2 protein-coding genes (1 of these 2 only partly in view) are annotated in these 23,737 nt (G+C 74.7%); both read right to left on the reverse strand.

Annotated elements, in window-relative coordinates:
• A complete protein-coding gene (locus LCD33_RS15840; protein ID WP_224977995.1) occupies nucleotides 1-6,138 on the reverse strand; it encodes an SDR family NAD(P)-dependent oxidoreductase in 6,138 nt (2,045 codons plus the stop codon).
• Nucleotides 6,135-23,737, reverse strand: partial view of an SDR family NAD(P)-dependent oxidoreductase gene (locus LCD33_RS15845; protein ID WP_224977996.1) — the 3' portion only. It continues 6,886 nt past the right edge of the window; the window shows 17,603 of its 24,489 coding nt (coding positions 6,887-24,489); its start codon lies off the right edge, out of view; it ends in the stop codon at nucleotides 6,135-6,137. The genes LCD33_RS15840 and LCD33_RS15845 overlap by 4 nt, the downstream gene beginning before the upstream one ends.

Here is a 23,737-nt window from a genome sequence, read left to right on the forward strand (position 1 = left end):
TCAGCGGCCTCCTTCCGGACCGTACAGCCGGTCGCAGAGCCGCAGCAGCTTCTCCAGCGAGGCCGGCGCGGTCATCACCTCGGAGTGCATCGAGGTGTCCACGTCGATGGTGAAGAAGTCGTCCAGCCGCTCCGGCCACCCCAGCCAGTAGTCGGTTCCGTCCACTGTGGGCAGTGCGTCGTTGGGGAACAGCACCATGTAGTCGCGGAAGGCGCCGAAGAACTCCCGGCTGGCGTTGCGCAGGTAGTAGCAGCTCGGCCCGTCGGGCTTCGGCAGCGGGTGCAGCTCGTAGCGCTCGGCCTGGGTGGCCTCCAGGTAGCGGGACAGCTGGCGCACCCGGGACCGCAGCTGCGACTCGGTCTTCTTCACGCCGCGCTCCAGCGCCTTCGCGATCAGCGAGTCCAGGAACGCCGGGCCGTCGAGCGTCGTGTCCACCTCGTCCCGGCGCAGGATCGGCATCCCGCCGCTGTGCGATTCGAAGCTGTTGTTGCCGAGGATCAGGTTCGCCGCGCGGAAATCGCTGACCTTCGACACCACCTCGGGGCTGAAGTCACCACCGACGATGATCTCGTTGGCCCGGTTGGTGGAGTCCGCGTCGAGGGTGTCGAGCATGACCAGCGTGCGAACCTCGGCGCCGCGCAGCTGCAGCTGCCGCACCACCTCGTAGGCGAACAGGCCGCCGAGGGAGAAACCGCCGATGTCGTACGGGCCTTCGGGCTGCACCGAGAGGATCAGGCCCGCGTAGAACTCGGCCATCGGGATCTGCCCGGTGAGGATCTCGGTGTCGTCGATCCACCCCTTCGGCTGGATGCCGTAGAAGGGGCGCCGGGCACGGGCGGCGACCGGGGCGTACGACTCGACGCCACCGTTGCCGTGGTGCACCCAGAAGATCGGGCGGCCCGCGGTGACGCCGTTCATCCGGACCAGTTCGGGGAAGTGCGCCGCCGGGACCGCTTCGGTGCGCGGGGCCGGGATCAGCGGCGGCACGGGTTCGGCTTGCACGGGTTCGGCTTGCACGGGTTCGGCTTGCACGGGTTCGGCCGGCACGGGTTCGGCGACCGGGGGCTCGGCGACCGCGGATTCGGCCTGCGCACCGGTGGCGGCGGCGATCGCGGCGGTGACGTCCTCCAGGGTGTCGCAGTCGGCGATCACGTCGAGGGTCAGGCCGGCGTCGATGTGCGTCTGCGCCTGGGTGAGGAACTGCATCATGAAGATCGAGTCGAAGCCGTAGTCCCGCAGCGGGGCGTCCGGCGGCAGTTCGGCGGGATCGATCTCCAGCAGCGAGGACATCAGGTCGGCGACGACGGGCGCCAGGTCGGCGGCCGTCGCTCCGGAACCGCTGTCCGGTTCGGGAGCCGTGCCGGGCCCGGAGCCCGCGTCGGGGGCCGGTTCGACGGCCCGCGCGGCGGATGCGTCCTCGGCGGGAACAGCGGTGGAGGCGGGCGCGAACCGCTCCCGCAGCCGCCCGAGGTCCCCGTCCAGCGCGATGACCTGCGGTACCCGCGCCGCCCACGCGCGGTGCAGCGCGTCGATGCCGACCCGGGCGCGCATCGGGCGCATGCCGACCGATTCGAGCAGCGTCACCGTGGAGGCGTCGCCGCCCATGCCACCCTTGTCCCACAGCGGCCAGTTCACCACCAGCGTCCGCCCGGACCGCTCGCCGTCGGCCACCAGCGCTTCGCGGTGCGCGGCGTAGCCGTCCATGAACGCGTTCGCGGCGGCGTAGTCGGCCTGCCCGACGTTGCCGAACGCGGCCATCGAGGAGTAGCCGATGAAGCAGTCCAGCGCGGAGTGCGCGGTGGCCTCGTCGAGGTGGCGCAGCCCGGTGACCTTCGCGGCGAACACGTCGCGGACGTCGGCGGCGGACTTGCGGGCCAGGAAACCGTCCCGCAGCACCCCGGCCGCGTGCAGCACGCCGTGCAGCGCACCGTGCTGGGCTTCGACCTCGCGGACCGCCTGGCACACCGCGTCCCGGTCGGCGACGTCGAGGCTGCGGTAGTCGGCCTTCGCCCCGGCCGCGCGCAGCCGCGCCAGCAGGTCCTCCTGGTCGGGCCCGGCGGGGCTGCGGCCGCAGAGCACCAGCGCCGGGGACTGCACCCGCGCGGCGATCTCCTCGGCGGCCAGCGCGCCCAGCCCACCGGCGCCCCCGGTGATCAGGTAGACCCCGCCGTCGCGCCACGGCAGCTCCGGCGCGGGTTCGGGGATCTCCCGCCACCGCGAGGTGCGGCGGTCGCCGTCGCGGTGGCGCACGGCCTCCTGCTCGGTGTCGGCGGCGTCCCGGCGCAGCCGGTCGGCGAGGTCGGCGGTGCCGGGCCGGTCGCCGAGCTCGATCCACTGGGTGCGCAGCTTCGGGTGCTCCAAGTACGCGGTGCGCAGCATCCCGCTGAGCCCGCCGAGCCACGGCGCCTCGGCCGGGGTGACCACCTGGACCAGCCGCGGCGCGGGCTGGCGGGCCTGGTCCCGGATCAGCTCCAGCAGCCGCTGCGCGTAACCGGTGTAGCGGTCCTCGATGCTCCCGGTGCCCTGCCAGTGCTCGCAGCCGCCGCCGAGCAGCCCGCCGAGCGCGGTGGCGTCGACGTCGGGCAGTTCGCACAGCACCACGTGGTGGTTGAGCTGATCGGGCGCGTCCGCAGGCGCGGGCGCGCTCCGCCAGGCGGGTTCGAGCAGCAGCGCGATGTCGCCGGTCTCCGCGGCACGTGCGGTCTCCGCGGCCCGCACGACTTCCGGAGCCCGCCCGGTTTCCGCAGGCCGCACGGCTTCCGGAGCCCGCTCGGCTTCCGCCACCGGCGCGGGCGTGCTCGCGGCGCCCTGCTGCGGCCGGGTGCTGAAGCCGAGCACGCGCACCCGCACCGCGCCGTCCTCGTCGCACAGGTCGACGTCCAGCCGCCGCACCCCGGAGTCGCGGCGGTCGTCGGCGGCGCGGCGCACCACCGCCCACCCGGAGCTCGGGGTGTGCCCGAGCAGCTGCACCTCGCGCACTGCGAACGGCAGCGCCGCCACGCCCGGCTCCCCGCTCTGCTCGCCGAGCACCAGGCCGAGCGTCGTCTGCAGCGCCCCGTCCAGCATGCTCGGGTTCAGCGGGAACGAACCGGTGGCCGCCGCCGGCAGCCGCAGCCGGGCCACGGCGAGGTCCTCGCCGCGGTGCAGCTCCTCGATGGGCTGGAACGCGGGGCCGTAGCCCATGCCCATCCGGTCGAACAGCGCGTAGATCTCCGCTCCGGCGTGCCGGGCGGGGCAGATCGCGCGCAGTGCTTCGACGTCGTGCACCTCGGCGTCGCCGGTCAGCGCGGGGTCGACGAGCGCGGTGCCCTGGGCGTGCACGGCCCCGGATTCGTCGGCGCGCACCTCGAACCGGTCGGTCGCCGGGTCCAGTTCGACCCGCACCGAACGCGGGTCGGTGACGGCGAGCGGCCGCAGCCAGGTCACGTCCCGCAGCCGCACCCCGCGGTCGGCGCCGAGCGCGTCGCGGGCGAACTCCAGGTAGGCGGCACCGGGCAGGGTGGGGGTGCCCCCGACGCGGTGGTCGCGCAGGTAGAAGTCCTCGGCGTGCAGCTCGCGGCGGTGCGGCCCGCCGGAGCGCCGCGGTGCCGCGGCGGGTTTCGGCGCGGCCTCCGGCAGCGCGGACGATTCGTCGGGAGCGGGCACCCCGTCGGCGATCCAGTAGCGCTGCAAGCGGAACGGGTAGGTCGGCAGCGGCAGCCGCCGCATCGACCGGCCGGTGTGCAGCCGCCGCCAGTCGAAGTCGAAACCGGTGACCCACAGCTTCAGCAACCGTCCCAGCTTGCCCTTCGCCACCCAGCTGTCGATGGCGACGGCGATGTCGTCGTCGCCGACCAGCTCGCTCCACGGGCCGCGGCGTTCGGCACGCGCCCGGTGCAGGCCGTGCGCCTTCTCCCCGGCGAGGTGGGTGGCGATCCGCTTGCGCACCTCCGCCACCGAGTGCGCCAGGAACGCGATCCGCTCCGGCATCGCCACCCGGCCCACCTGCAGGGTGTAGGCGAGGTTCGGCAGGTCCTGCTCGGCGATGCGGCCGGCGTCGAGGTGCTCGGCGAGGCGGCGCACCCGCGCTTCCAGCGTCTCCGGGGTCGCGGCGGAGAGCACGATCGCCACCGGGCCCGCCGCGGGCGCGGGCTGCTCGGCGCGCGGCACGTGCTCCTCCAGCACGACGTGCGCGTTGACGCCGCCGAAGCCGAACGAGCTCACCCCGGCGCGGCGCGGCAGCTCCCGGCCGTCGGCGCCGCGCGGGGCCGCCCACTCCTGGTTCTCCCGCACCAGGTGGAACGGGCTGCCGTCCAGGTCGATGTACGGGTTGACCTCCTCCGCGTGCAGGCTGCGCACCAAAGTGCGGTGGCGCAGCTGCAGCAGCACCTTCAGCACGCCGGCGATCCCGGCCGCGAGCTCCAGGTGCCCGATGTTGGTCTTCACCGAGCCGAGGCCGCAGTGCGCCGCGGTGACCGGTTCCCCGGCGTAGAGCTCGGTGAACGCCTCCTTGAGCCCGTTGATCTCGATGGGGTCGCCGAGCTCGGTGCCGGTGCCGTGCGCCTCGACGTAGCCGACGGTGCGCGGATCGATGCCGGCCTTCGCGTAGGCGCGGCGGATCACCGCGGCCTGCGCCTTCGGGTTCGGCGAGGTCAGCGAATTGGCCCGGCCGCCGTGGTTCTCGGCGGTGGCGCGCACCAGGCCGTGCACGTGGTCGCCGTCGCGCTCGGCGGCGGACAGGCGCTTGAGCACCAGCATCCCGACGCCCTCACCTCGGCCGTAGCCGTCGGCGCCGGCGGAGAACGTCTTGCAGCGCCCGTCCTCGCTGAGCATCCCGGAGCGGCTGAAGCTCACGTGCCCGTCCGGCACCACGATGGTGTTGATGCCGCCGACGACGGCCATCGCGCACTCGCCGCGCTCGATGGCGGCGACACCGCGGTGGATGGCGACGAGCGAGCTGGAGCAGGCGGTCTCCACCGGTTCGCTCGGCCCGTGCACGTCGAGGAAGTAGCTCATCCGGTTCGGCCCCACCGAGGGCACGCTGCCGGTCGGGGTGACGCTGCGCCCGCGGGCGGCGCTGCGGTCGGACAGCAGCCCGTAGCCGGTGTCGTTGGTGCCGATGAACAGGCCGAGGTCGGAGCCGGCGAGGTCGTCGGCGGAGTACCCGGCGTCCTCGATTGCCTTCCACACGTACAGCATCAGCAGCCGCTGCTGCGGGTCCATGTGCACCGCGTCCTTGGGGGCGATGCCGAAGAACAGCGGGTCGAAGTCGGCGACGCCGTCCATGAACCCGCCGTGCTTGACGTTGGTGCGGCCCGGTTCCTGGCGCGGGTCGCCCCAGTGGGCGCGCCAGTCCCAGCGGTCGGCGGGGACTTCGCCGATGCAGTCGCGGCCGTCGCGCAGGTTCTCCCAGTACTCGTCGAGGTCGTCGGCCTGCGGGAAGCGGCCGCTGATGCCGACGATGGCGATGGGGTCGTCGTCCGGGTCCGGGGCGGCCGGGCCGGGTCCGGTGGCTGGAGCGGGACGGGTCGGTGCGGCGGGCGCGGTGGGTGCGGCGGGACGGGTCGGTGCGGCGGGTACGGTCGCTGGAGCGGGCCGGTCCGGTGGGGCGGCGGCCGGTGGTGGTCGCCGATCGACCTGCGGCGGCGGCGCGACCACCGCTGCCGGGATCTGTTGCGGCGCAACGGGTTCCGGTTCCACCGCCGTGCCGAAGACCGCCGCCAGGCTCGGTCCGTGCTCGGCGGCGACGAAAGCGCTGAACGCGCGCAGCGTCGGGTGCTCGAAGAGCACGGTCGGCACCAGGTCCAGGCCCAGCGACTCGTTCACCAGGTTCACCAGCTGGCTGATGATCAGGGAGTCGAGCCCGTACTCGCTGAGCTCCACGTCCACGTCCAGGTCGGTGGGGTCCACCTTCAGCAGGCCGCAGACCTTCTCCACCACGACCTCGCACACCTGCTCCGCGAGGTCACCGGCGTCCGCGGTGGCCCCGGCCGCGGTGCCGCGATCTTCTCCGGTGGCACCGGGATCCTCCGCGGTGGCCGGGATCGCGGGCGCGCCGTTCTTCCAGGCGCGGAGCAAGCGGAGCGCCTCGTCCTGACCGACCCGGCCCTCGCTGATCAGCAGGTGCAGTTCGTCGAGCGATTCGATCGGGGTGCTCATGCGAGGCTCCTCTTGAACTCGTCGGCGCTCAGCGAACGCCTGCCGATGGCTTCGATCAGGTCCAGCAGGTGCGCGTCCTCGTCCTGCGGCGCCTCCGCGGTGCCGGTGTCCGGGGTGCCGGTGTCCGCGGTCCCGGCGTCCGAGGTCCCGGTGTCCGGGGTCCCGGCGTCCGAGGTCGCGGCGCCGACCCGGCGGACGCTGAAGCCGCGCAGCCGCACGCAGACCTCGCCGTCGTCGTCGCACACGTCGAGGTCGATGCGGCGGACCTCGCCGCCGTGGTCGTCCTCGGCGAACCGGACCACCGCCCAGCCGGTCTCCGGCGTGGGGCGCAGCACCTCCAGCTCGCGCAGCGCGTAGGGCAGCGCGGCGCCCGCCGCATCGCCCTGGTCGAGGAACAGCCCGGCGGTGGCCTGCAGCGCGCAGTCGAGCAGGCTCGGGTTGAGCACGAACTCGGCGTCGCGGGCCGCGGCGGGCAGCACCAGCCGGGCCACCGCCCGGCGCGAACCGGTGTGCAGCGACTCGACGGCGCGCAGCGCGGGACCGTAGTCCATGCCGAACCCGCGGTAGCGCTGGTAGCAGGCGTCGGTGTCGAGCACCGGCCCGTCGCAGTCCGCGCGCAGCGCCGCCAAGTCCAGCCGCTGCGCCGGGTCCTGCGGGCGGCGGCGGAGCTGGCCGCGGGCGAACGTGGTGCGCTCCCCCGCTCCGTCGGCCGCGTACACCTCGTAGTCGGCGCCGTCATCGGCGCGGGCGGTGAGCGCGACGTGCACCTCGGTCTCGTCCCGGACGGTCAGCGGGCGCAGCCAGGACGCCAGCCGGACCGTCCAGCCCAGCTCCTCGCCGGTGGAGCGGGCCGCGGCGGCGCGGGCCAGCTCCAGGTGCGCCACCGCCGGCAGCACCGGCACCGCGGACCCGCCGCCTGCGGCGGAGTCGGTGCCGGGCCGCCAGCCGGACACCACCGACATCACCTCGTCGCGGACCCGGTGGTCGTCGAGGAAGAACTCGCGGCCGGTGAAGCGCGAGGTGTAGCGGTGCTCGGCGAGGTCGGAGGTGTTGGCGTGCACCAGCGGGTGCAGCCGGCGCGGGGCGCCTGCGGCGGGCCGGGTGGTGTCCATCCAGTAGCGCCGCAGCCGGAACGGGTAGGTCGGCAGCGGCGTCCGGCGCGGCCGCGGACCGGTGTGCAGCCGTGCCCAGTCGACCTCGGCGCCTTCGACCCACAGCCGGACCAGCCGGTCCAAGTCCACTTCGGACATCGTCGTGAGATCGCCGGATTCCACCGGCGCCTCGGGCGGTTCCGCACCGCGCACGACCTGTCCGGTGTGGACGTTCGGGTGGGTTTCTCCCCGCAGCCAGGCGGCGATCCCGTCGCGGAGCTCGGCGACGGTGCTCGCCAGCACCGCCAGCCGCTCCCGCATCGGGGTGCGCCCGGTCTGCGAGGTGAACGCGATCGAGGGCAGTTCCGCGTCGGTGCGCCCGTCCAGCGCGGCCAGCCAGTCGGCGGCGTAGCGGCGCAGCACCTCGGGGTGGCTCGCGGAGAGCACCACCGGCAGCGGGCCGGTCGGCGGCTGCTCGGCGGCCGGGCGCGGCACGTACTCCTCCAGCACCACGTGCGCGTTCACGCCGCCGAAGCCGAACGAGCTCACCCCGGCGCGGCGCGGCAGGTCCCGGCCGTCGGCGTCGCGCGGCGCGACCCAGTCCTGCCCCTCGCGCACCAGGTAGAACGGGCTGCCGTCCAGGTCCACGTACGGGTTGATCTCGGCGCAGCGCACGCCCTGCACGAGCCTGCGGTGCCGCAGCTGCAGCAGCACCTTGATCACCCCGGCGGCGCCCGCGGCGAGCTCCAGGTGCCCGATGTTCGTCTTCACCGAGCCGACGCCGCAGTGCGGCTCGGCGACCTCGGCGCCCGCGTCGGCGTAGAGCGCGCGGAACGCGGCCTTCAGCCCGTTGACCTCCACCGGGTCGCCGAGCTTGGTGCCGGTGCCGTGCGCCTCCACGTAGCCGACGGTGCGCGGGTCGATCCCGGCCTCGGTGTAGGCGGCGCGCAGCAGCGCGGCCTGCGCCTTCGGGTTCGGCGCGGTGAGCGAGTTGCCGCGGCCGCCGTGGTTCTCCGCGGTGGCCCTGATCAGGCCGTGGATGTGGTCGCCGTCGCGCTCGGCGTCGGAGAGCCGTTTGAGCACCAGGAACCCGACGCCCTCACCGCGGGCGTAGCCGTCGGCGTCCGCACCGAACGTCTTGCACTTGCCGTCGGGGCTGAGCATCCCGGCCTTGGAGATGCTGATGTGCCCGTCGACGCTGACCATCGTGTTCACGCCGCCCGCGATGGCCAGCGCGGACTTCCCGTCCCGCAGCGCCTGCACCGCGCGGTGCATCGCGACCAGCGCGCTGGAGCAGGCGGTGTCCACCGGCTCGCTCGGCCCGTTCAGGTCCAGGAAGTAGCTCATCCGGTTCGGGCCCATCGAGGGGGCGGCACCGGTGATGTCGTAGCCCTCGATCATCGGCTGGTAGCGGGTGACCAGCGTGCTGTAGCCGGTGCTGGTGGTGCCCGCGATCAGCGCCGTGTCGGTGCCCGCCACGTCCGCGGCCGAATATCCGGCGTCCTCCAGCGCCTTCCACACGTGCAGCATCAGCAGCCGCTGCTGCGGGTCCATCAGCTCCGCTTCCTTCGGCGAGATGTCGAAGAAGAACGGGTCGAAGTCGCCGACCCCGTCCATGAAGCCGCCCGCGATGACGTTCGTGCTGTTCGGGTCCTTGATCGGGTCGCCGTAGTGCTCGCGCCAGTCCCAGCGGTCGGCGGGGACCTCGCCGGTGCAGTCGCGGCCGTCGCGCAGGTTCTCCCAGTACCGGTCGAGGTCGTCGGCCATCGGGAACCGGCCGCTCATGCCGATGACGGCGATCGGCTCGGGCACCGGGCGCGCGGTGGCGGCGGATTCGGCGAGGGGTGCCGGTGCCGGTTCCGGTCTTGGTGCGGGGGCCGGTTCCGGCGCGGGCGCGACCTGCACGGCGTGCTCGGCGAGCAGGTGGTCGGCCACCTCGCCGAGCGTCGGGTGCTCGAAGAACAGCGTCGGCGCCAGCGACAGGCCGTACGCGGCGTTGAGCTCGTCGGCGAAGCCGGTCAGCGTCAACGAGTCGAAGCCGAACCGGGTGAGCTCGGCGTCGGCGGTGATCCGCTTCGCCGGCACGTCCAGCAGCACCGCGACCCGCCCGATCAGCTCCCGGACCAGTGCCTTGCGCACGGTCCCCCCGGTGTCGGCGGGGGCGTCGGGCTCGCGCCGGGCCGGTGGGTTCAGCGACCCGAACTCGTGGTCTTCGAGGAGGTGATCCACGACCTCTCCCAGGGTTGGACGTTCGATGAAGGACTTGGGGGCGACGGTGCCGCCGTGCGCCGCTTCGACCCGCCCGGCGAGCGCGGTCAGCGACACCCGGTCGAAGCCGTAGTCGGCGAGTTCCACGTCCGGGTCGATCTCGTCGGCGCGCACGCCCAGCACCGCCGCGGCGTGCCCGACGAGTTCGGCGAGCAGGCTCGCGCGGTCCGGATCCCCCTCCGCCGCAACGGTTTCCGGCCCGGAGAGCAGCGTGGCCTCGATCCGCGCCCGGTCCCCGCAGATCGCCAGCACGTGCGGTTCACCGCTGCCCCACGCCCGGTGCAGCGCGGTCACGCCCTGCTCGGGACGCATCGGGACCATGCCGACCTCGGCGCGCATCCGGGCGGCGGTGGCGTCGTCCACGCCCATCCCACCGGTCGCCCACAGCGGCCAGCCGACCACGAGGGTCCGGCCGCGCCGCGCCCCCCGGGCCCGCAGCTCCTCGCGGTGCGGCGCGTAGGCGTCCAGGAACGCGTTCGCCGCCGCGTAGTCGCCCTGCCCGGTGTTGCCGAACGCGGACAGCGAGGAGAAGCCGCAGAACACGTCCAGGTCCACCTCGGCCGTGACGGCGTCCAGGTTCGCGAACCCGGTGGCCTTCGCCGCGAGCACCTCGCGTACCTCGGCGCGGTCCTTCCGCGCGAGGTAGCCGTCCCGCAGCACCCCGGCCAGGTGCAGCACGCCGTGCAGCGCGCCGTGCTCGGCCAGCACCTCCCGCACGCAGCGCTCGACCTGCGCGCGGTCGGCGACGTCGAGCGGGCGGTAGCTCGGGTGCGCGCCGGCGTCGGCGAGTTCGCGCAGCAGCTCCGCAGGCCCCTGCGCGGACCGCCCGGCCAGCACCAGCCGCGCGCCGGGTGCGCGGGCCGCGATCGCGCGGGCGAAGGTGGCGCCGAGCCCGCCGGCACCACCGGTGATCAGGTAGGTGCCACCGGCCCGCCACGGCGCGACCTCCGGTGCGTCGTCCAGCGCGCTCCAGCGCGGCACCTCGCGGTGCTCGCCGTCGCGGCGCACCACCACCACGTCGGTCGCGGCTTCGGCGCGCAGCAGCGCGGCCAGGTCCGCGACACCGAACGGGGTGGCGACCTCGACGAGCTGGGTGCGCAGCTTCGGGTGCTCCAGGCGGGCGGTGCGCAGCAGTCCGGCGAGCGCGGCGGAGATCCGCCCGGCACCGGCGGCGGGCACCACGACCTGCAGCAGCACCGGTCCGTCGCGCAGCGCGGAGATCGCCGCGCGCAGCCGGGCCAGCACCGACTCGGCCTGCGCGGTGAAGCGTTCCGCGAGGTCGTCGGCGTGCGGGAGTGCCGCGCAGCGGACGCCGAGCCGGTCCTGCAGCGCCTGCGGGTCGACGCCCGCCCCGGCCAGCAGCACTTCGCGGCGGGCCGGTGCTTCGGTGGTGGCGGTCGCCGGTTCGGGGCGCCAGCCGACGTGCACCAGGGTCGGTTCGGCGTCGGCGGCCGGGTTCCCGAGTTCCGCCGGGTCAGCGGTTCCGGCCGTTCCGGCGGATCGGGCGGAGCCGGCAGGTCGGGTGGTTCCGGCCGCCCCGGTGACCCCGGCCGCTTCGGCGGGCGGGACCGTCCCGGAGGTCCGATCGGCCCCGGCGGGCTCCTCGGCCGGCAGCAGCCGGGCGGTGAACCCGAGCAACCGCACGCACACCGCGCCGTCCTCGTCGCACAGCTCGACGTCCATCCGCCGCACCGCGCCACCGCCGTCCGCCGCGGCCGGGCGCACCACGGCGTACCCGGCGGCCGGGCTCGGCGCGTGGACGCGCACGTCCTCCAGCACGAACGGCAGCGCGGCGGCGACCTCGCCGGCCCCGGTCAGCGACAGCCCGAGGGTGGCCTGCACGGCCGCGTCCAGCACCGCCGGGTGCAGCGCCCAGTCCGCCCCGTCCCGGGCCGCGTGCGGCAGCCGCAGCCGGGCGACCACGAGCCCGTCGCCGACGTGCAGCTCCTGCACGCCGCGGAAGGCGGGGCCGTAACCGATGCCCATCCGGTCGAAGTGCGCGTAGAACTCGGTGTGCTCGATACGCCGCGCGCACGCCGCGCGCAGCGATGCGACGTCCAGGTGCCCGCCCGGCTCCGCCGGACCGGCCTCCACGAGCCCCTGACCGTGCTTCCCGGCAGCGGTGCTGATCTCGAAGGTGTGGCCGCCACCCTGCTCGCGCAGCGCGATGCGCAACCGCACCGGTCCGGGAACCTGCAACGGCCGGGACCACACGACGTTGCGCAGCCGCGGGTGCTCGACGCCCGCCGCGCGGGCCGCCTGCACCGCCGACTCCAGGTAGGCCACCCCGGGCAGCACCGGCACCGAGCGCACCCGGTGGTCGGCGAGGAAGAACTCGCGTCCGGTCAGCTCGACCGCGTCCCCGGCCAGCGGGGATCGCGCGACCCGGCTGGTGCCGGGCCAGTACCGCTCCCCGGCGAACGGGTAGGGCGGCAGCGGCGTGATCCGGAACCCGCCGTCGGCGAACAGCGGCGCGAAGCGGAAGTCAAGCCCCTGTGCGAAGAACTCGGCGAGTTCGATCAGCGCGGGCCGGGAACCGTCGCGGAGCAGCCCGTCGACGCGCGCCGGCACGGCCGGGTCCCGGCGGCGGTGGCCGTCGGCGGTGGTGCCGGTGACGACCTGTTCGGCGGTGCCCGCGCGCAGCCACTCCCGCAGCGCGGAGATCAGCTGCGCGCGGTCGGCGACCACCGCGGCCCACCGGTGCGCGCAGTGCCTGCGCCCGGTGGCCAGCGAGTAGGACACGTCCCCGAGGTCCAGCTCCGGGTGCTGCTCGGCGTGCGCGAGCAGCCGTTCGACCTGGCTGCGGCGCACCTCCTCGTCCTGCCCGGACAGCACGACCAGCCACGCGGGGCGCGCGGCGTGCCCGGCCGGCCGGGGCGGGGCCTGCTCCAGCACGGCGTGCACGTTGGTGCCCGCGGCGCCGAACGAGCTCACCGCCGCCCGGCGCGGCCCGGTCGCGGGCTCCGGCCAGGACCGCAGCTCGGTGTTCACGTAGAACGGGCCGCCGTCCAGCCGGATCTCCGGGTTGATCTCGTCGAAGTGCAGCGTCGGCGGCAGCTGCTCGTGCTCCAACGCGAGCAGCACCTTGAGCACCCCGGCGACCCCGGCGGCGAACTGGGTGTGGCCCACGTTCGTCTTGATCGACCCCAGCGCGGTCCCGGCCGCGGGCGCATCGCCGAAAACGGCGCGCAGCGCGGCGAACTCGATCGGGTCGCCGAGCGGGGTGCCGGTGCCGTGCGCCTCGACGAGCTGCACGCTCGCCGGGTCGATGCCGGTGCGCTCGTACACGCGGCGCAGCAACCGTTCCTGCGATCCGGCGCTGGGCGCGGTCAGCCCGTTGGTGGTGCCGTCCTGGTTCACCCCGGAGCCGCGGAGCACGCCGCGCACGTGGTCGCCGTCGCGCAGCGCGTCGGATAGCCGCTTGAGCACCACCACCCCGGCGCCCTCACCGGGCACGAAACCGTCGGCGCGGGAGTCGAAGGTGTGGCAGCGTCCGCGGGTGGAGAGCATGTTCGCCCGCACCGCGGACCGGTAGAAGATCGGCGTGGACTGGACGAACACGCCCCCGGCCAGCGCCATCGAGGTGTTCCGCTGCCGCAGGTCCTGGCAGGCCTGGTGGATGGCCACCAGCGAGCTGGAGCAGGCCGTGTCCACCGAGATCGCCGGTCCCTGCAGGTCCAGGAAGTAGGAGATGCGGGAGGCGATGACCGAGGAGATGTTGCCCCACAGCGCCTGCGGCGGCGCGTCGTCGCCGAGCAGCTGCTGGTAGTCGCTGGGCGGCCCGCCGACGTAGACGCCGCAGCCGCTGCCGTCGAGCCGTTCCCCGGCGTGGCCGGCGTCTTCGAGGGCGTGCCAGCACTCCTCCAGGAAGAGGCGCTGCTGCGGGTCGGTGCAGGCGGCCTCCTTGCCGGACATGCGGAAGAACCAGGCGTCGAACCGGTCGATGTCCTCGACGAAGCTGCCCTGCTGCCGCGCCCCGTCGGGGCCGAGTTCGGCGGTGAGGTCCCAGCGGGTGACGTCGCCGACGAGGTCGTCGCCCGCGGCGAGGTGGCCCCACAAGACCTCGGCGTCCGGGGACCGGGCGAAGCGGGCGGCGAGGCCGATCACGGCGATCGGTTCGTCCTGCTGGGGATTCGCCGCGGAGTCCGATGTGGACTCCGCGGGGCGCGGACCATCAGTCGTCCCGTTCTCGACGACACCGCCCGCGCCGTGGCCGTTCGGGCTCGTTCCGCTCGGTGCGGAACCGTTCGTGCCGTGGCCGTTCGAGTACGTCCCGTTCCCCGCGGAACCGCCGGTCCCGTGGCCGTTCGAGCTCGACCCGTTCCCCGCGGAACCGTTCGTGCGGCCGGCGACCTCGGACTCGGCGGCCGTCGCACCGGCCGACACGTCGAACCCGTTGGCGGGCAACGAGTTCAGCGCGTGCTCCTCGGGTTCGGCGAGCGAGCCGCGCAGGACGGCGGCGTGCGCGTCCAGCAGGTGCGCCACCAGCCGTTCCAGCGAACTGTGCTCGAACAGCGCCGTGCTCGGCAGGTCCACGCCGAGTGCCGCGTTGACCGCCCGCACCAGCTTCACGCTGAGGATCGAGTCCACGCCGAAGTCGGAGAAGGACGCCTGCGGGTCGATCTCGTCGGGTTCCATCATGAGCACGCGGGACAGCTCGCCGAGCACCCGCTCGCCGACCAGGTAGCGCAGCGACGCCTCGTCCAGCGCGGGCCGGGCGGTCGCCGGAGTCGGCGCCGCGGCGGCGGCTCCGCGGCTCGCCCGCTTCGGCGGCTCACCCGACACCCAGTAGCTCTTGCGCTGGAACGGGTAGGCGGGCAGCGGGGTGCGCCGCACGTCCAGCCCGGCGAACAGCGGCGCGAAGTCCACCGCCGCACCGGACAGGTACCGGTCCCGCACCGCCTCGTGCCCGGGATCGCCCGCGACGGGCGCGCCGTCCAGCCAGCCGGACAGCTGCCGCAGCAGCGATTCCCGGTCGGCGGCGACGAACGCGACGCGGTGCGCGTGGTGGTCGCGTCCCCGCGCGAGGGTGTGGGCGACGTCCCCGAGCACCGCCTCCGGCGCGACGTCCAGGTGCGCCCGCAGGTCGGCGACGCGCTGCCGCAGCGGGGCCTGCTGCGGGGCGGAGAGCACGAACAGGTGGGTGCCTCCGGTGTCGCCGCGCGGGGCCGCCGGGACGTCCTCGACGACGAGGTGCCCGTTGGTGCCGCTGAATCCGAACCCGCTCAGCCCGGCGGTGCGGCGGCCGCGGGAGTTCGGCGTCCACGGCCGCAGCTCGGTGTTCACCCGGAACGGCCCGCCGTCCAGCCGGATCGCCGGGTTGAGCTGGTGGAAGTGCAGCGAGGCCGGGATCTGCCCGTGCCGCAGCGACAGCACCAGCTTGAGCAGCCCGGCGACGCCGGCGGCCGAGGTGGTGTGCCCGAGGTTCGTCTTGATCGAGCCGAGCGCGATCGGCCCCGGCGCCCCGGCGAACGCGGCGGACAGCGCCTGGCACTCCAGCGGGTCGCCGAGCTGGGTGCCGGTGCCGTGCGCCTCGATCACGCCGATCTCGGCCGGGTCGATGCCGAAGTCCTCGTGCACCTGCCGGATCAGGCGTTCCTGGGACAGCGCGCTGGGCGCGGTGATGCCGTTGGTGGCCCCGTCCTGGTTGACCGCCGAGCCGCGGATCACGGCGTGCACGTGGTCGCCGTCGGCGAGCGCGTCGGACAACCGGCGCAGCACCACCACGCCCACGCCCTCACCGGGCACGAACCCGTCGGCGGCGGCGTCGAAGGTGTGGCAGCGCCCGGTCGGCGACAGCATGCCGCCGCGCCCGGCGGCGAGCTGGGTGCCGGGGGTGGTGGTGACGCTGACCCCGCCGGCGAGGGCGAGCTCCGTCTCCCCCGCCCACAGGCTCTGGCAGGCCAGGTGCACCGCGACCAGCGAGCTGGAGCAGGCGGTGTCCACCGCGATCGCCGGGCCGTGCAGGTTCAGGTGGTAGGCGACGCGGCCCGGCACCACCGACGGCGCGTTGCCCCACGCCGCCTGCGCGGGCGGGGCCTCGTCGAACCGGTCGGCGTAGTCGCCGCCGGTGCAGCCGACGTACACGCCGCAGCGGCGGCCGCTGAGCTCGGCGCTCGCGTGCCCGGCGTTCTCCAGCGCCGCCCACGCCTGCTCCAGCAGCAGCCGCTGCTGCGGATCGGTGTAGGTGGCCTCGATGCCGGTGAGGTTGAAGAAGTTCGCGTCGAACTCGTCGATGCCGTCCAGGAAGCTGCCCGCCCGGCAGTCCAGGTCGTCCACATCGGACAGGTCCCAGCGCTCGATCGGGCCGACCAGGTCGTCACCGGCGGCGAGGTGCCGCCACAGCGCGTCCACATCGGGAGATCCGGCGAACCGGCCGCTGATGCCGACGATGGCGATGGGTTCCCGGGTGCCGCGGGATTGCGCCGCGGGTGCGGCGGTGCTCGGGTCCGGTGCGCCCGCCGAGGTTCGTCCGGCCGCGACGGCGGATTCCGCTGCCCGGTCGGTCGATTCGCCGGCCGGAACAGTGGATTGCCCCGACGGGAAGGAGGATTCCGCTGCCGAGAAGGAGGATTCACCGACCAGAACGGAAGATTCCCTTACCTGGGCGCCATTTTCCGCCGCCCGAGCGGCCGGTTCCGGCACGGCGGGCAGCTCCGGCGCGTGCTCGGCGGCGATGTGCGCGGCGAGCTGCGCGACGCTGCGGTAGTCGAAGATGACCGTGGTCAGCAGATCCACGCCCAGTTCCTCGTTGAGCCGCTGCACGAACTTGGCGCCGACGATGGAGTCCAGCCCGTAGTCGGCGAACGCCTGCTCCAGGCCGATCCGCTCGGCGGGCATCCGCAGCGCCTCAGCGAGCGCGGCCAGCACCACGTCGCCGACCGTCGTGGTCGCCCGCTCCACGACCGGTGCGGCCTGCGCGGCCTGCGCGGCGACCGGCGCGAGCTCGGTCACCTGCGGTTCTCCCCTCGGCGCACGGGCGAGCCCGTCGCTGTGCGCGACGACGATCTGCTGGCCCAGCGCCAGCGCGTCCGCGGCCGGGTGCGCCAGCCCGGTGAAGCCCTCCTGGTGCAGCACCCGCCGCCAGCTCTCCGGCGACAGCGCGGGGCTGCCGGGCGCGCGAAGCTCGGGGTCGTCGTAGAGCCACCAGCCGTCCAGCAGCCCGAACGTGAGGTGGTTGACCAGGTAGAACCCGCTGATCTCGTTGAGCGCCAGCAGCCCGCCGCCGCGCAGCAGCGCCTTCGCGTTCCGCAGCGCGGGCCGGATGTTCTCCGTCGCGTGCAGCACGTTCGCCGCGATGACCACGTCGTAGGCACCGGCGTCCAGCCCCTGTTCCTGCGGCGGGATGGCCGCGTCGAACAGCCGGTAGCCGAGGAAGTCCCGGCCGGGCCCGAAGGTGTCCTGCGCGTTGTGCAGGAACGCCTGCGAGAGGTCGGTGTAGCAGTACTCGGCGAGCCGGATGCCGCTCCGCTCCACCGCGTCCAGCACCGGTCCGGTGGTGCCGCCGGTGCCCGCGCCGACCTCCAGCACCCGCAGCGGGGCGGCCGGGTCGGCGGCCCGCCTGGCGCGCAGGTGCGCCACGACCTGCTCGGCGAGGACCGCGTTGAAGTGCTCGGCGACCCGGTTGTCCCGGTACACCCCGGCGACCAGGTCGAACGAGCCCTGCGGGAACAGCACGTCGGTGGCGGTGGTGCGGCCGCGCAGCACGTCGCCCAGCGCGGGCAGGGTGCGCTCCAGCAGCCGCAGCGGGGCCCGCAGGTCCGCGTTCAGCTCGGCCCACCGCGGCGCTTCCCGCTGCCAGTCGGCGCGGGCCGCGGCCGCGTCCTCGGTGCCCGGGGCCCAGTTCCCGGCTGCGTCGATCAGCCCGTGCTCGGTGAGGGTGCGCAGCGTCGCGGTCAGCCAGCCGTCGAAGCGGGCGTCCACCCCGCGGGCGTGCTGCTGCGCCAGGTCCTCGGCCGGGTCCAGCCCGGCCGCGCGCAGTTCGGCGGCGACGCAGCGGCTCAGCGCCGCGTCGATCTCGCCCGGCACCGGTCCGGCGTGGTGCTCGGCGAGCGCGGCGGGCAGCGCCACCGGCGCGGCCTCGACGGCTCGGGTCGGCGAGGCGGGATGCTGCTGCAGGAGTTCCCCGGTCAGCGCGCCCTCGACCGGCAGCGGCCTGCCGAGGCGCATGAACCCGATCTGGTCCAGCGGCCCGGCCAGCAGCCGCTCGATGGCCCCCATCGCGGTGGCCGCGTCGATCGGCGCCAGCCCCATCGCGGTCACGTCGCGCAGCAGCTCATCCGGCACGTTGCCCCAGTAGCCCCAGTTCACCACCTTCACCGGGAACCCGAGGGCCTTGCGCAGCTCGGCGGCGCGGGCGTCCTCGAACGCGCAGGCCGCCGAGTAGTGCGCCTGGTTCGCGTTGCGGATGAAGCTCACCAGCGAGGAGATCAGCAGCAGGAAATCCAGCCGGTGACCCGCGAACACGTCCGCGAAGTGCACGCACGGGTCGACCTTCGCGCCGAGCGTCGCGTCCAGTTCGGACTCGGTCATCTCGGCCAGCGGCGTGTGGCTGAACACCATCGCCAGGTGCACCACGCCGTCGATGCGGCCGTGGCGGCGCAGCACCTCGTCCCGCATCCCGGCCAGCGCGGCCGGATCGGCGGCGTCCGCGGACAGGTACTCGGGGGCGCGGCCACCGGCGGCGACCTGCGCGGCCTTCGCCCGGATCGAGTCGTCCTCGGCGCGGCGTCCGACCCACACGACGCGGGCGTCGTGGGCGCGCAGCAGGTACTCGGTGAGCACGACCCCGAGGTCGCCGGCGCCCCCGATGAGCACGTACACGCCGCCCCGGCGCAGCACCGGCTCCGCCGGTGCCGGGACGTCCGCCACCGGCAGCAGCTGCCTGCGCAGGTACTGGCCGCCGCGGCGGGCGAACGGGTGCGCCCGCCGGTCCGCGGGCAGCGCGAACACCTCGGCCGGGACGAACGGTTCGCCGTCGGCGAGGTCCACGGCGCGCAGCCGCCAGTGCGGCTGCTCCTTCGCCAGCCCGCCGAGCAGCCCGTGCAGCCCGGCCTGCGCCGGATCGGCCGTGCCGGTGCCCTCCGGGTCGAAGGCGTCGCGGGTGAGCAGGGTGAGCCCGAGCGGCTCGTCGTCCAGGCCGAGCGCGGTGATCGCGCGCAGCACCCGGAACAGCCGCCGGGTCGCGGTGCGCTGCTCGGCGATCTGCCCGGCCGCGTCCGCCGCGATCCGCGTCGGGAACCGCATGATCACGTGGTCGACGGGGGTGGTGATCCGGTCCGCGTCGTCGGCGCCGAGCTCCACCAGGTGCGGGTGCCGCTCGCGCAGCGCGGCGAGCTCGGCGGGCTCCAGGCCGATGGCGACCAGCCGCGCGTCCCGGGCGGGGAACGGCTTGCCGCGCAGCAGCCGCGCCGGTTCCCACACGGGGTGCAGGGTGAGGTCGCCCGCGGGGATCTCGTGGGGTTTCGCGGTCGGAGTGGTGGAGTTCGGGGTCGAGGTGGCCGAGCTCGAGGTGACGGGGGTCGAGGCGCCCGGGATCACTGCGGTCACCTCGGCACCGGTGGCCGCCGCGGGCAGCGCCCGACTCCGGCCCTGGCTGTGGCTGTGGCTGTGGCTGTGGCTGTGGCTGTGGCCGTGGCCCTGGCCCTGGCCCTGGCCCTGGCCCTGGCCCGAGCCGACCTCCACCCGCACCACCGGGTTCGCGGGCAGTTCCCCGAGCCCGTCGGTGTACCAGTACTTCTCCCGCGCGAACGGATATCCGGGCAGCCCGACCTTGCGCGGCCGCGGCCCGTCCGCGTGCACCCGCGCCCAGTCGACGTGCAGCCCACCGGCCCACGCCTCGGCCAGCGGCGCGAGCTTCCCGCGCCGCACCCAGCGCAGCACGGTCTCCTGGAAGTCCTCGTCGGCGAGGAAGCCCTGCGCGGCACCGGTCTCGCCGTCGCGCACGTGCCCGCCCGGGGGCGTCCCGCCGCGCGCGCAGGTGTCCAACGCCTCGATCAGCGAGTCCAGGTCCCGCACCACCACGGCGAACCGGGCGCACATCGCCTCCCGGCCGACCTGCAGCGTGTAGGCGATGTCGGCGAGGTCCGCGTCGGACCACTCCCCCGCGCGCAGCGCGTCCCGCAACCGACCGGCGGACTCGCGCAGCCGCTCCGGGTCGGCGGCGGAGAGGACCACCAGGACCGGTTCCACGGCACGCGGCGCCGGCTCGGGAGCGAGGTGTTCTTCGACGATCAGGTGCGCGTTGGCGCCGCCCGCGCCGAACGCGGAGAGCCCGGCCAGCCGCGGCTCGTCGCCGTCGCGCTCCCACGGCGCGGCCTCGCGCTGCAGCACGAACGGGGTCCGCGGGAAGTCGATGTTCGGGTTCGTGCGCTCGGCGTGCAGCGAGGGCACCAGGGTGCCGTGGCGCAGCTGCAGCAGCAGCTTGCTCAGCCCCGCGATCCCGGCGGCCGACTCCAGGTGCCCGATGTTGGACTTGGCGGAGCCGATGGCGCAGAACTCGCGGTCCTCGGTGAACTCGGCGAACGCGGCGGAGAGTCCGGCGATCTCGATCGGGTCGCCCAGCGAGGTGCCGGTGCCGTGCGCCTCCAGGTAACCGATGCCGCGCGGGTCCACATCGGACTCGCGCCAGGCGCGGCGGATCACCGCGGCCTGCGCGTTCGGGTTCGGCACGGTGAAGCCGTGGGTGTGCCCGCCGTGGTTGACGGCGCTGCCGCGGATCACGCCGAGCACCCGGTCCCCGTCGGCCAGCGCATCGGCCAGCGGCCGCAGCAGCACGGCACCGACGCCCTCGCCGGGCACGTAGCCGTCGCCGCCCTCGCCGAAGCTGCGGCAGCGCCCGTCGCTCGCCGCGAACCGGCTCTCGCCGATCATCAGGTACTTGCTCGGGTGCAGCGACAGGTTCACGCCCCCGGCCAGCGCCACCCCGCACTCGCCGCGTTCCAGCGCGCCCATGGCCAGGTGGATCGCGGTGAGCGACGAGGCGCACATGGTGTCGACGGCGATGCTCGGGCCGCCCGCGTCGAAGAAGTACGAGACGTGGTTGGCGATGGAGGCGAGGCTGCCGGGCACCACCACCGGGTCGCCCAGCGCGGTCCGCTCGGCGCCGTGCAGCTGGTACTCGGAGTACATGGCGCCGACGAACACGCCCACGTCCCCGGCGTCGGCGCCCACCCGCGCCCGGGCGGCGGCGCGCAGCGCGTCGCGGGTGTAGCCGGCGTCCTCCAGCGCCGAGTACGCGGTTTGCAGGAACAGCCGCTCCTGCGGGTCCATCGTGGACGCCGCCTTCGGGGAGATGCCGAAGAACAGCGGATCGAACTCGTCGACGCCGTCCAGGAAACCGCCCCACTTGGCGTAGGTCTTGCCGGGCACGCCGGGCCGCTCGTCGAAGTAGCGGTCGTGGTCCCAGCGGTCCACCGGGATCTCGGTGATGCCGTCCCGCCCGGCGAGCAGGTTCGCCCAGAACTCGTCGAGGTCGCGGGCGCCCGGGTAACGCCCGGCCATGCCGACGACGGCGATGGCGGTGCCGTGCTCGGCGGGCACCGGCTCGGCGGCGGCCGGAGCGGCGGCGGCCGGAGCGGCGGCGAGCGAGGTGACGACGGGCGACGTGGCGGTGGCCGGGCTCGCGGTGCCCGAAGTCGCAGCGGCCGGGCTCGCGGTGCCCGGGCTCGCGGTGGCCGGACTCGTGGTGTCGGCCGGTGCCTGGACGGCCGCGGCCGCCGGTTCCTCCTCCGCGGTCACCCCGACCAGCGCCGCGAGCGCCGCCGGCTGGGTCCGCAGGAAGTGCGCCACCAGCCCGTCCACGTCGCGGACCTCGAAGAACAGCGTGCTGCCCACCCCGTCGAGCACCCGGCGCACCGCGTCGGTCAGCTGCACCACCAGGATGGAGTCGATGCCGTAGCGGTCGAAGGACACGTCGGAGCGGATGTCGGAGACGGGCAGCTGCAGCGTCTCGGCCACCAGCCCCCGGAAGTAGTCGGCGGCGGCATCCCGGACTCGCCGCTCACCATCCACATCGGACGAACGGCTTTCCGCCGCCACTGCTGGGTTTTCGACCGGTTCGGGCGCGGCGGCCGAGCGCACCGGAGCCGCGTCGGCCAGCACCCCGCGGAACGCGGAGCCCTCGCGCGGCTGGCGCACCACGCCGTCGCTCTCCGCCACGATCACCTGCTGGCCGAGGTCGTCGGCCCCCTCGGCACCGACGAACGCGCCGCGGAACCCGACCTCCGCCAGCAGCCGCGTCCAGTTCCGCGGGGACAGCCCGGGAGATCCGGCGATGCGCGGCGCCGGGTCGTCGTAGAGCCACCAGCCGTCCAGCAGCCCGAACGTGAGGTGGCTGAACACGATGTTGTCGGACAGCTCGTTGAGCAGCAGCACCCCGTTCGGCCGGGCCGCGGCCTTCGCGTTGCGCAGCGTGTTCCGGATGTTGCGGGTCGCGTGCAGCACGTTGGTGGCGATGACCACGTCGAACTGGCCGGGATCGGTGTCCTGCCCGGCGAGCGGCTGCTCCGCGTTGAAGATCCGGCCGTCCAGGTAGGGCGCGATCGGGCCGTAGGTCTTCTTGGCGTGCAGCAGGAACGCCTTCGAGATGTCGGTGTAGCGGTAGGTCTCGACGTGCTCGGCCCACGGCTGCAACCGGCGGAACACGACGGCGCTGGTGCCGCCGGTGCCCGCCCCGATCTCCAGGATGCGCAGCCGCGCGCCGGGGTCCTGTTCCAGCCGCCGCCGCAGGTAGTCGACGAGGGTGTCGGCGAGCACGTCGTTGAAGTGGTCGGCGACCGGGTTGTTCTTGTACACGGCCTCGACGAGGTGCAGCGAGGTGCCCGGGAACATCACGTCGGTGGCGGGGCGGCGCCCGGTGAGGATGTCCGGCAGCGCCCGCAGCGTGGTGTCCACCAGCACGGCCTGGGCGCGCTTGGCGTCCTCGGCGAGCCAGCGGTCCTTGTCCCGGTCCCAGTCCGCCCAGGCGGCGTCCAGGTCGACCGGGCGACCGTCGGTGCGGGCGTAACGGCCGTCGCCGTCGTGGCGCAGGTGCCCGGATTCGGTGAGCACGGTGAGGCTGTGCTGCATCCACCGCTGGTAGCGGTCCTGCACGCCGCCGACCGCGCGCCATTCCGCGGCGGTGGCGGCGCGGTCGTCGGCGAACAGCCCGAGCGAGCGCAGCAGCGCCCAGGTGATGCGCACCAGCGCGTCGTGCATCGACCCGGCGTGCCCGTCGGCGCCCGCTCGCAGCCGCGCCACCTCCTCGCGCCGGTCGGGCCTGCCCTCGCGCAGGGCCTCGATCAGCGACGGGGTGGTGGCGGGCAGGTGGGTCAGCGCGTCCGCGGAGTAGCGGCCGTCGATGCTGCGGGTGTCGGTGGCTTTGAGCAGCGCCAGCTGCGGGTGCGGGGAGGCCAGCAGCGCGTCGAACGCGGCCATTCCCTCCTCCGGTTCGATGGAGCCGAGCCCGAGCTGCGCCATCCGCTGCCGGTAGCCGTCGGCGGTGACGATGCCGACTCCCGCCCAGTAGCCCCAGTTCAGCACCTTCACCGGGCAGCCCAGGCGTTCCTGGAGCGTTTCGGCGCAGGCGTCGGCGAAGGTGCAGCCCGCCGCGTAGTTCGCCTGGCCGGGCGCCTTGAAGAACGCCTGCATCGAGGAGAAGAACGCGGCGAACCGCAGCGGCTGGCCCGCGAACACCTCGGCGAGGTTGACCGTCACGTCGGCCTTGGCGGCGAAGGTGGTGCGGAACCGCTCCTCGTCCATCCGGGCGAGGGTCTGGTCGCCGAGCACGATCGCCGAGTGCAGCACCCCGGTGATGGGGCCGTGCCTGCGCACGATCTCGTCGCGGGCACGGACGAGCGCGTCCCGGTCGGTGGCGTCGGCCCGCACGTAGTCGGGGCGGGGGCCGTGCGCGGCGAGCGCGTCCTGCTTGGCGGTGATCTCGGCGTCCTGCGGGCGGCGGCCGAGCCACACGACCTGCGTGCCGTGGTGGCGCAGCAGGTGTTCGGTCCACACCTGGCCGATGCCGCCCGCGCCGCCGATGGCGACGACGACGCCGCCGGGCCGCGGGGGCGCGGCGGTGGTGCCGGGCGCGGGGACTTCGAGCAGGCGCTGGCGGTACCACTCGCCGTGCCGGTGCGCGAGGGTTTCGCCGTTCGGGTCGGCCGGCAGCGCGCGCACCTCCGACCACGGCACCGGTCCGTCGAGGTCGGCGCCCCGGACCTGCCAGTGCGGGTACTCCTTGGCGAGGGTGCCGAGGAGCC

Source organism: Saccharopolyspora sp. 7B, assembly GCF_020177435.1.
GTDB classification, from domain to species: Bacteria; Actinomycetota; Actinomycetes; order Mycobacteriales; family Pseudonocardiaceae; genus Saccharopolyspora_C; species Saccharopolyspora_C gregorii.

Bases quoted from the DNA above. Each gene is read 5' to 3' on its own strand.
- LCD33_RS15840 (WP_224977995.1), bottom strand. From the start codon at position 6,138: ATGAGCACCCCGATCGAATCGCTCGACGAACTGCACCTGCTGATCAGC.